The organism is Marseilla massiliensis, assembly GCF_023336985.1.
Lineage (GTDB): Bacteria > Bacteroidota > Bacteroidia > Bacteroidales > Bacteroidaceae > Prevotella > Prevotella intestinigallinarum.
Genome location: NZ_JAMBLP010000032.1, coordinates 17,478 through 28,280, shown reverse-complemented (window position 1 = coordinate 28,280; position 10,803 = coordinate 17,478). Strand labels below are relative to the sequence as shown.

Sequence of the window (10,803 nt, the reverse complement as noted above, 5' to 3'; positions counted from 1 at the left end):
AGCCTTCCGGCGCCATGCGTCCGAGGGCACGCGGGGGCATAAAACAAAGGCAGGGCCATCGAAAAACGATAGCCCTGCCTCAGCAAGTCGGGATGACTGGACTCGAACCAGCGACCTCACGCCCCCCAGACGCGTGCGCTAACCAACTGCGCTACATCCCGATCAAAAGTTGCAACCTTTCTGAATTGCGGTGCAAAGGTAGTTACATTTTGTGGAATATGCAAATTTTCGGGCGACTTTTTTTGCATCTTCCGGCAACAGCAACGGCATCTGCCCCGACGGCAAACGGCCCGGGGGCCTGTGGCGAAGGGGCCGGGGCAGCAAACCTAAGGCTGCAGGCAAGCCCTATGCCGGCACAGCGCCAATGCCGCCAACCAGGCGGCAGGCGCGCCAAAACAGTCGGTAGGCACGGCACAGCCCGCCGATGCCGAGCAAGCGCAGGGCCACCGCCTTGAGCCGCGCCGACGCCCCGGCCACGCCCAACGGCCCGGCCGGGGCATCCGTGAGCCTCGGGGCGTCGCCCGTGAGCGCGCTAACGGAGAGCTGAATGTTGAGCACGTGCATGTAATAAGGGCCAAAGCCTGGCTTGCCGCGGTAGGCGCCGATGACGCGCATGTGCGAATCGAGCAGCGCCCTGAGCTCGTTGCCGCCTGCCGTGGCCGTTATCCCGCCTCCGTTCATGCAGTAATAGTACAGCCCGCTGTGCGTTGTGGCCACGCAAGAAGCGCGGCCGAGCAACTGCGGCAGCGTGAAGATGTCTTCAAAGGCCCGGCGCGGCGGAAACCGAACAGAATCAAACAAGGCGCGCCTGAACACCTTGTTCCACATGTATGCATGGGCGTATGCACGGGCTTCGAGCCAGTAGTCGTCAATGTTGCGGTACTCTCCGTCGGCAAAGGCCAGCATTTCCTGCTTCGGTGAACCGTAAAACCGGCATACGCCATACTCCAGAATGTCGTACTCGGGGTGTGCCGACAGCGTGTCCATAAGCGCCCGGAGCGTTCCGGCAGCCATGAAATCGTCGGAGTCAACAAACGTCACGTAACTCCCGTTCATGGCGTCGAGCCCGCTGTTGCGCGCATCGCCGAGCCCGCCGTTGGGCTTGTGTATCACCCTGATACGGCTGTCGCGCGCCGCCCACTCGTCGCATTTCGCAGGGCAGCCGTCGGGCGACCCGTCGTCGACGAGTATTATTTCCAAATGCCTGTATTCCTGTCCGACCACGCTCCCGAGGCACCGGTCGATGGTTGAAAAGGTCTTGTAGACTGGTATTATCACTGTCAGAAGGTTGTCCATAGACTGTAATGATTGGTTGGCATCACGCGACCTGGCCACCGGCGGCGCCCTGCTGCCATGCGGCATGCGCCCGGAGGGGGCCGTGGTTTTGCCATTGCGTGGCTTTATATGCTGCAAAGTTAATGAAAAAAGGGCAAACGCCCACTACCTGCCACGCCCAAAACCTCATGCCGGGGCTGTATCGCCGTGCCGTGCAAGTGGCACCGGCGGGGCGGCGACACCACGAGACACCGAAGCCATGCGGCCCGTGAGCCACGCCCGTCACCGCCATTACACATATTTATATTATATAAGGGCCATCGCCGCGGCAACCCTGTGGCGTAACATCGATGCAACACTATCGTCTCAATTCCTTAACTGCCGTGTTACGCTTTGTTTACATACCTTAAGTAATTTTGCAACCAGAAAAGACATAAACTGTGAATATGAAGAAAACGGTAAGTAGATTTGTAATGACAGCGGCCATCGCCGCAAGCATGACCACGGGCGCATGGGCCGTTCAGGAGGCCGAAGCCGACCTTGGTTCCGTTACAGGACGCATCACCGACAGCGAGAAACGTGTGCTGCCGGGGGCATCCGTCATTGTGGAAGACCTGCACACGGGCGTAACAACCGACATCAACGGCTACTACAAGCTGCCCGTGCTGAAGCCGGGAACCTACACGCTAAAGATTTCATACGTGGGCTATGCCCCCATAACCCGCAAGATAACGGTCACCGACAAGAAGTCGCAGGTGAACAATTTCGTGATGAGCGAGGGCCACGAACTGAAGGAGATAGAGGTGCAGGGGGCGCTCAGCGAGCAGCGCCGGGCCCTCCAGATGCAGAAGAGCGGCATGGGATTGACCAACGTTGTGTCGGCCGACCAGGCCGGGAAGTTCCCCGACTCAAACATAGGTGACGCCCTCAAGCGCATAAGCGGCATCAATGTGCAATACGACCAGGGCGAAGCGCGCTTCGGACAGGTGCGCGGCACGAGCGCCGACCTGACCTCGGTGACCATCAACGGCAACAGGATTCCGTCGGCAGAAGGCGACACACGCAACGTGCAACTCGACCTCATACCATCCGACATGATTCAGACCATAGAGGTAAACAAGGTCGTCACCTCCGACATGGACGGCGACGCGATAGGCGGAGAGATAAACCTCGTGACAAAGAACACGCCGTTCCACCGAGTGCTCAACTTCATGGTGGGCACCGGCTACAGCTGGATTAGCGGAAAGCCGCAGTGGAACCTCGGGGCCACATGGGGCCAGCGCTTCTTCGACAACAAGCTCGGCGTCATGGCGTCGGCCTCATACCAATACGCACCGGGAGGCTCCGACAACACCGAATTTGAGTATGACACCGACGACGACGGCGTGGTACTGAAAGAAATCCAGGCGCGCCAATACTACGTGACGCGCGAACGGCAGAGCTATTCGCTGGCCCTCGACTATCAGTTCAACCCGCTCAACAAGATATCGTTCAAGGGAATATACAACCGCCGCAACGACTGGGAGAACCGGTTCCGCGTGCAGTACAAGGACCTCGACGAGGATGTGCAGGAGATAACGATGGAAACCAAGGCCGGAGCCGACAACACCAAGGACGCAAGACTGGAGCGGCAGCAGACCATGGACTTCACTCTCGACGGACAACACTACATCGGCAACCTCAAGATAGACTGGGCTGCAAGCTACTCGAGAGCCACCGAGGAACGCCCGAACGAACGCTACGCCTCGATAAAATACAAAGACATCGACGTTGCCAGCGGCCTGCAGGACGTGGGCGGAAGGCAGCCTTACACCACCGTGGCCATACCGTCGATAAGCGACGAGGGCTGGGAGTTCGACGAACTGACCAACCAAGACGAGGACATAGAGGAGAATGAGTACAAAGCCCGCCTCAACTTTGAACTGCCGCTCGCCAAGGGCCGCTTCGGCAACAAGCTCAAGTTCGGCGGCAAGTACACCTACAAGGACAAGAGCAAGGACGTCAGTTTCTATGAGTTCGACGGCGAAGAGATGCTCGGCGACTGGCGCAAGCAGGTGTCATACAAGATTCGCGACGGGTTCATGCCGGGCAACTTCTACCCCATCAACTCGCCTTTCATAAGCAAAGAGTTCCTCGGCGGGCTGCAACTTTACCCCCAGTACGGCGACGAGGTGTATGAAGAGGAGGCCGGCAACTACGACGTGAAAGAGCAGATCACGGCAGGCTACATACGCTTCGACCAGAAGCTGGGCAGCAAACTCGACGCCACCATCGGACTGCGCGTGGAGCACACCTCGCTGAAGACCAACGGATTCAACTACCAGGCGTGGGAAGAGGCCGAGCTGGACGACGCCGGCCAGCCCGTGCTCGACGAAGACGGCGAGCCGCAGATGCAAGACCGGGAGAGCCTTACGCCCACCGGCGAGTACAAGCACGACTACACCAACGTGCTGCCGAGCGTGCTGCTGAAATACAGGGTGAACGACGACTTCAACATACGCGCATCGTTCACCGAGACACTCTCGCGCCCGAAATACTCTGCCCTGATAGCCAACAAGACGTTTAACCTGGCCGACGAGGAGGCAACAATAGGCGACCCGAACACGGAGCCAACCACTTCGTTCAACTACGACCTCTCGGCCGAATACTACTTCAAGAGCATCGGCCTGGTCAGCCTGGGCCTTTTCTACAAAGACATCAAGAACGTCAACGTTGAAACCATCGGCTACTACACCGGCGAGGAGCTCGGACTGAGGGGCAACACCAACGAGTTTGAAGTTGAGCAGAACATGAATGCATACGACGCGCGCATCTTCGGCGTCGAGGTGGGCTACCAGCGCGACTTCGGTTTCATCTCGCCCGCACTGAAGTGCCTCGGGTTCTACGGCAACTACACGTACACCCACAGCACCACCCGCAACTATAACGAGCGCCTGGGCATAACCGACGGCGACGACGTAAAGATGGCCGGGTCGCCCGAACACACCGCCAACGCATCGCTGTACTTTGAGAAAGCCGGCGTGAACGTGCGCCTGTCGTACAACTTCGCGTCTGAGTTCATCGACCAGATGAACACCGGCGCACGCGCACTCGACCGCTACTACGACAAGGTGAACTACCTTGACCTCAACGCAAGCTACACATGGGGGCGCGACACCAAGTTCACTGTGTTCGCAGAAGCCCACAACCTGCTCAACCAACCGCTGCGCTACTACCAGGGCGAGAAGGACAGGACGATGCAGGTGGAATACTACGGCGTGAAGGTAAACGCCGGTTTCAAAATCAACCTGTAACCAACAACACCTCACGGGCGGACCGCTTGAACACCAAGCGGCCCGCCTTTGCGTTGGGGCGTGCCACCGGCGGCGGCAAGCCGCGGCTGTAAGGGCAGGGCGAAACACATATTAAAATACTGTTACCGGGGCCGCATTTCAGGTTGTTTTCAGAAACTTACGCCACCTTTGCGCCACGAAACAGCGAACAAGCAACATTATACAACAAAACAAAAACAACACCATCGATTATGAAAACAATCAAGACGCTTGGCCGGCAGATGATGACCTGCATGGCCGCAATGGCACTGACACTGGCCACGGGCACCGCCGCCGTGGCCCAGACACCGGCCGACTGGGAGAAGATGGACGGCGACGTGGTTCTTTACATGGCCAACGACCTGGGCCGCAACGGATACTATGAGCAGAAGCCAGTGGCCGAGCTCATGGGGCGCGTGGCCGAGACCACAGGGCCGGAACTGATCATCGCGGCCGGCGACGTGCACCATTTCGAGGGCGTGGCCTCAGTAAACGACCCGCTGTGGATGACAAACTACGAGCTCATATACTCGCACCCGGAACTCATGCTCGACTGGAACCCGATAATGGGCAACCACGAGTACCGTGGCAACACGCAGGCAGTGATAGACTATTCGAAGGTGAGCAGGCGCTGGGACATGCCTGCCCGCTACTACACCAAGGTGGTCGACGAGGACGGAACAACCGTGCGCATTGTCTTCATCGACACAACGCCGCTCATATCAAAGTACCGCGAGGAAACCGACAAGTACCCCGACGCCGCCAGGCAAGACAACGCCGCACAGCTGAAGTGGCTTGACAACACGCTCAAAAACGCCAAAGAAGACTGGGTGATAGTGGTTGGCCACCACCCGATATACGCCCAGACAAGCAAGGACGACGTGGAACGGCAAGACATGCAGCGCCAGCTTCTGCCCATACTCCACAAGTATGGCAACGTGGCAATATACGCCTGCGGCCACATACACAACTACCAGCACATCAAGATGGCGGGCGACGACATCGACTACGTGGTCAACACGTCGGGCTCTCTGGCCCGCAAGGTCGAGCCAACCACGGGAACCGTGTTCTGCGCGGGGGTCGAAGGATTCTCTGTGATATCCGCCACGAAAAAGCAACTCAACATGTACATGCTCGACAAGACGGGCAAGGCAATACACACCGTGACCAAAAACAAGTGACCGCCGGCCACAACCGAAAATGCGGGACTGCCACCGAAGCAGCCCCGCATTTGCATTATTGCAGGGGCGGAGCAGCGCCCGCCGACGGCCGTTGCCGGCAAGCATCAACCCAAGACACAGCCCGCCGAATGGCAACGGAACGCCCCGCCCAAGCTCGCCCCGACGGCACCGCACGGCCAAACGGCACGTTCGGCAACCTAAAACGGCACATACGGCACCCCAAAACGGCACGTTTCGCAACGCAAAACGGCACGTATTGCCAACTGCCTGCATATCAGCGCATTGGCACTACATCCCGACCGGCCGGACAATCACGGCCAACACACAAAGAAAAGCCCGTGCATTTGCTTCTGCGGAGTCTCCTCCCCGCCACAAACGCACGGACTTCCGGGCTTAAATTCAGATTATAAAGAAAAGAGTAAATATAATACGCCTCTTCGTCGAACATATCCCATGCTCTCCCAAAAAGCCGGGCCTCGGCTGGCCCGAAATATAGAATTAAAATATCACAAGGTGCTCATCTATTTCTCAATGGCACGTCGCAAAGATACGAAAAAATATTTCAAATCAACACGTTTTTGCCTAAAAATTTTTCTATTTCGCAAATATTTCTCTCTAAAAGCGAGATTTCGGCAGCCAAACACGCGTCGTTGGTCGCCACATCGCCGCCATTTCGCCCCATCCTGACGACGTTTGACGCTATCTGGCCAGCCCCGCCCAACCCATGGCAACGTCGGCACTGCAACATGGCGGGCCAAAGGGCGCAGTGCATTAAAATTAATGAAAAAGAGGCGTTTCTGCCAAAATAATGCTATTTTTGCAGGCAAAGACGAAGCTACTAAACGCAAACGAAACTAAAATAACGACAATGAAAAGACCCAAGACACTCATGAGCCTGCTGCTAGGCGTAGCATCCGTCATGACGCTCAGCAGCTTCACCGTTGCCGAGTACGACTCAATCAAGGTGGCGGCGCCGTTCCCCATGCCGGCGATAGCCATCTACAACTTCCCGCACAACGACTTCTCGATTGCCGACTACGGCGCAAAGAAGCAGGGTACCGACACCGACGAAAACTGCACCACGGCCAACACCGAGGCGTTCAAGCGGGCAATGCAGGCCTGCAACGAGGCCGGAGGAGGCCGCGTGGTGGTGCCCGACGGGGTATGGCCCTGCGGCCCCATCCACTTCAAGAGCAACTGCGAGCTGCACCTGAGCGACGGTGCCACGGTGCTCTTCTCGTCAGACCCGGAGCGGTTTCTGCCCGCCGTCGAGGTGAGCTGGGAAGGGCTGGAGTGTATGAACTACTCGCCCATGGTGTATGCCTACCAATGCGAGAACATCGCCATCACCGGAGGAGGCAAGCTCACGCCCGACATGACCACCTGGAAAACGTGGTTCAGCCGCCCGAAGCCTCACCTCGAGGCCCTCAAGCAGCTCTACGACTGGGGCTACCGGGGCACGCCCGTGGCCCAGCGGCAGGCTGCCGTGGGCCAAAACCACCTGCGCCCGCACATGATTCACTTCAACCAGTGCCGCAACGTGCTGCTCGACGGGTTCAAGATACGCAACTCCCCGTTCTGGACAATACACATGTACCGCTGTGAGGGGGGCGTGGTGCGCAACCTCGATGTGTATGCCCACGGCCACAACAACGACGGAATAGACATCGAGATGACCCGCAACTTCCTGATAGAAGACTGCCTCTTCGACCAGGGAGACGACGGGGTGGTCATCAAGTCGGGCCGCAACCACGACGCATGGCGCATAGGGCGCCCCACAGAAAACATTGTGGTGCGCAACTGCCGCGTGCGCAACGCCCACGGACTGCTCGTGGTGGGCAGCGAGATTTCGGGCGGAATACGCAACGTCTACATGCACGACTGCTCGATGGACGACAAGGTCATCACGCTGTTCTACCTGAAGACCAACCACCGCCGCGGCGCATTCATCGAGAACATCTACATGGAGCGCGTCAGCGCAAACCGCATGCAGCGGGCCTTTGCCGTCGACACCGACGTGCTGTACCAATGGAAAGACCTCGTGCCAACGTACAAAGACTCCATCACCGCCATACGGAACATCTTCATGCGCGACGTCAGATGCCATGAGGCCGACGGCATTTACGAGATAAACGGCGACAAACGGCTGCCCGTAAAGAACGTAAACATAGAGAACCTTGAGGTGGACACCGTGCGCAAATACACCACACGGGCTGCCAACGTGGAGGGCCTGAACACAAAGAACATAAAGTGGAAGGCCTTTGCAGGCAAGGAAGACAAGTGAAAAACGCAAGCCGGCGCCCCTGCCTGTGGGCGCCGGCAGCCCGCCGGGCCTGCCGCACGACGGCGTGAGGCGGGCCCGGCACCACGACCAACCATACTACACAAACTATGAAAAGAACATTATTGGCAATCATGGCCGCCATTGTTGCGGCCGCGGCGGCACATGCCCGGATAAGCACTCCGCCCATACTGTCGTCAGACATGGTGCTCCAGCAGGGGCGCCCGGTGCCCGTGTGGGGCAAGGCTGCCCCGGGCGAGCGCATAACAGTGACCTTCGGGAAGCAGAAAACGAGCACCCGCGCCGCGGCCGACAGCTCGTGGCGCGTCACGCTGAAGCCCATGGCGGCGTCGGCCACGCCGCGCACGCTTACCATAAAAGGCCGCCGCGAGACCATTGAATACACCAACGTGGTGGTGGGCGAGGTGTGGATAGCCGCCGGACAGTCTAACATGCAGTACTCCATGCGCCGCCACAAGGCCTTCGTGCCACCGGCCCACGGTGTCGACTCGGCCATCGTCGAGATGCAGAAACCGGCCAACGCCATGCTGCGCGTCTACGTCTCGGCGCGCAAAGGCCAGCGGCCCTGGGCACCGGCCAGCGGCGAGAGCCTGCCCGACGTGTCGACCGTGGGCTATTACTTCGCCCGTTCGCTGCAGCGGAGCCTCAACGTCCCGGTGGGCATCATCACCGCCGCGCTCGGCGGAACGCACATAGAGACATGGACGCCGCGCGCCGCCTACGAGGCGTCGCCGCTGTTTGCCGCCGAGATGGGGCAGCGGGGGCGCATCGACGGCATAGGCCCGGGGCAGTGGTACGCAACGTTCGTCGAACCGCTCTTGCCGTTTGCCGTGCGAGGCTTTGCCTGGTACCAGGGCGAAAACAACTGCGGCTCGGGCGACAGGCGCTACGCCGACAAGTTCAAAGTGATGGCCGACTGGTGGCGCAAGGCCTTCGACGCCCCCGACGCGCCCTTCTACTATGTGCTGCTGGCGCCCCATGTCTACTCCGACAGGATGCACCGCCACAACCACGGGCCCCAGACGGCAGAGACGCTGCCGCTGTTTCGCGAACAGCAGAAGCGCGCCGGCAAGCTGGCCGGCAACTGCGAGTATGTCTGCATAACCGACCTTGTGGACGACATCCACGACATTCACCCGTCGTACAAATGGACTGTGGGCGCACGCCTGGCCCGCGTGGCCCTGGCCAAGACCTACGGCCACGGTGGCACTGAGTGGTCGGGGCCGCGCTTCAAGGCCGCCCGCGCCGCCGGCGGAAAGCTCACCGTGACCTTCAGCCACTGCGCCGACAGCCTGAGGGCTGCCGACGGGAAGCGCATCGGATGGTTTGAGGTGGCGGGCGACGACGGCATTTTCCACCCCGCCGTGGCCGACATACAGAGCGACAGCACCGTGGTGGCATACAGCGTCGACGTGGCCAGCCCACGCTACGTGCGCTTCGGATGGCAGGAGACGGCACAGCCCAACCTCGAAAACTCGGCCGGGCTGCCTGCCGTGCCGTTCGCCGCGATGAAAGCCGGCGACTGAAGCGGCCCACGGCGGCAACCGCCCCGCGCAACACTCTGGGCCACAACGAATTGCAAAACGGGCCGTTTGACATTCCCAAACGGCACATATCACAAGGCCAAACAGGCCGTCCGGCAATGCCGGACGGCCTGTTTGGCCACATCCCCCACCCTTCAACGCCCGGTGGTCAATGCCACACGCCGGCCACAGGCTGGCCGCACCGGGGGCAGAGGCCGTCGAACCCCGCCGTGTCTACGGCATAGCCGCAGCGCCTGATGAGCGTCGCGCCACACCGGGGGCAAACGGTATCGGCCGCGCCGGGCATGTCGACATTGCCTATATACACATGCCTGATTCCGCAATCGAGCGCCACGCGCCGCGCCTCGACCAGCGTTGCCACCGGCGTGGGCGGCACCCCGGACATGCGGTGGCACGGAAAGAAACGGCTGAAGTGCAGCGGGGCACTGCCGAGTGAGTTGGCCGCGAGCCACCGGCACATGCTGGCCACGAGCATCATGTCGTCGTTTACACCCGGTATCACAAGGTTGGTCACCTCGAGCCAAACGCCCGCGTCGCGCATCATGCAGAGCGTGCGGAGCACGGGGGCGAGCGCGGCGCGGCTCACCCGGCGGTAGACCGCATCGGAAAACGACTTCAGGTCGACGTTGGCCGCATCGATCAGCGGCAGCAGCCCGGCCAGCGGCTCACTGCATACGTAGCCTGCCGTGACCAGCACATTGCGCAGGCCGCGCTGGCGGCACTGCTCGGCGCAATCGCGGGTGTACTCAATGTAGGTGAGCGGCTCGGTGTAAGTGTAGGCAACAATGCCGCACCCGCAGGCCACGGCCATGGCCGCCACGTCGGCGGGCAGCAGTCGCCGCGACGGCACGTCGGCCGGTGCAGCCTGCGATATGGCGTGGTTCTGGCAGTTGAGGCACGCCAGGTTGCAGCCGGCCGCAGCGATAGAGAAGCATTCAGAGCCCGGCATGAAATGCAGCAGCGGCTTCTTCTCCACCGGGTCGGCGCCCAAGGCGCACACCCTGCCGTAGGCCTCGGCCAGCAGGCGGCCGCCGCGGTTCACCCTGTTGCGGCACAGTCCGCGCTGCCCCTCGCCCAGGGTGCACCGGTTGGGGCACAGCAGGCATCTCACCGCCCCGCCCCCGCAACACTCCCAATATTCGGCCTCGCGCATCGGGAAGCCATCATCCAGCCTTGTCATGGCGCGCTCC

The 10,803-nt window shown here is 60.3% G+C and carries 6 protein-coding genes and 1 tRNA gene; 4 read left to right on the top strand and 3 right to left on the bottom strand.

The genetic code is table 11. The annotated features are described in order from the left end of the window. Positions 1-87: 87 nt before the first annotated feature. Both M3089_RS14440 and M3089_RS14435 read right to left on the bottom strand, forming a co-directional pair. Positions 88-161: transfer RNA gene (locus M3089_RS14440), tRNA-Pro, on the bottom strand. Positions 162-345: 184 nt separating this feature from the next. Continuing rightward, positions 346-1,296: a glycosyltransferase family 2 protein gene (locus tag M3089_RS14435; RefSeq protein ID WP_249084859.1), complete on the bottom strand. Its 951-nt coding sequence runs from the start codon at positions 1,294-1,296 to the stop codon at positions 346-348. A 425-nt stretch (positions 1,297-1,721) separates the two neighbouring features. On the opposite strand from M3089_RS14435, the gene M3089_RS14430 reads away from it, so the two are divergent. The 4 genes from M3089_RS14430 to M3089_RS14415 all read left to right on the top strand — a co-directional run bounded on the left by M3089_RS14430 (position 1,722) and on the right by M3089_RS14415 (position 9,595). After that, positions 1,722-4,568, top strand: a complete 2,847-nt coding sequence (locus M3089_RS14430) for a TonB-dependent receptor (protein ID WP_394802297.1) — start codon at positions 1,722-1,724, stop codon at positions 4,566-4,568. Positions 4,569-4,798: 230 nt separating this feature from the next. After that, the gene (locus M3089_RS14425) at positions 4,799-5,767 is read left to right on the top strand and encodes a metallophosphoesterase (RefSeq protein ID WP_394802296.1); all 969 of its coding nucleotides are present in this window, start codon (positions 4,799-4,801) and stop codon (positions 5,765-5,767) included. An 868-nt stretch (positions 5,768-6,635) separates the two neighbouring features. After that, a complete protein-coding gene (locus M3089_RS14420; RefSeq protein WP_394802295.1) occupies positions 6,636-8,051 on the top strand; it encodes a glycoside hydrolase family 28 protein in 1,416 nt (471 codons plus the stop codon). Between the two features lie 107 nt (positions 8,052-8,158). Next, entirely contained in the window at positions 8,159-9,595 is a 1,437-nt protein-coding gene (locus M3089_RS14415; protein ID WP_249084856.1) for a sialate O-acetylesterase, read from the top strand. Positions 9,596-9,761: 166 nt separating this feature from the next. Here the strand turns inward: M3089_RS14415 and amrS are convergent, their stop codons facing one another. Then, positions 9,762-10,793 (bottom strand): AmmeMemoRadiSam system radical SAM enzyme, encoded by a 1,032-nt coding sequence (gene amrS, locus M3089_RS14410; protein WP_249084854.1) that lies wholly within the window; start codon positions 10,791-10,793, stop codon positions 9,762-9,764. Positions 10,794-10,803: the final 10 nt, after the last annotated feature.

What these genes read in the sequence shown, in the direction of transcription:
- M3089_RS14425 (WP_394802296.1), top strand. Translation starts at nt 4,799, where the DNA reads ATGAAAACAATCAAGACGCTTGGCCGGCAGATGATGACCTGCATGGCC.
- M3089_RS14420 (WP_394802295.1), top strand. Translation starts at nt 6,636, where the DNA reads ATGAAAAGACCCAAGACACTCATGAGCCTGCTGCTAGGCGTAGCATCC.
- amrS (WP_249084854.1), bottom strand. Translation starts at nt 10,793, where the DNA reads ATGACAAGGCTGGATGATGGCTTCCCGATGCGCGAGGCCGAATATTGG.
- M3089_RS14435 (WP_249084859.1), bottom strand. Translation starts at nt 1,296, where the DNA reads ATGGACAACCTTCTGACAGTGATAATACCAGTCTACAAGACCTTTTCA.
- M3089_RS14430 (WP_394802297.1), top strand. Translation starts at nt 1,722, where the DNA reads ATGAAGAAAACGGTAAGTAGATTTGTAATGACAGCGGCCATCGCCGCA.
- M3089_RS14415 (WP_249084856.1), top strand. Translation starts at nt 8,159, where the DNA reads ATGAAAAGAACATTATTGGCAATCATGGCCGCCATTGTTGCGGCCGCG.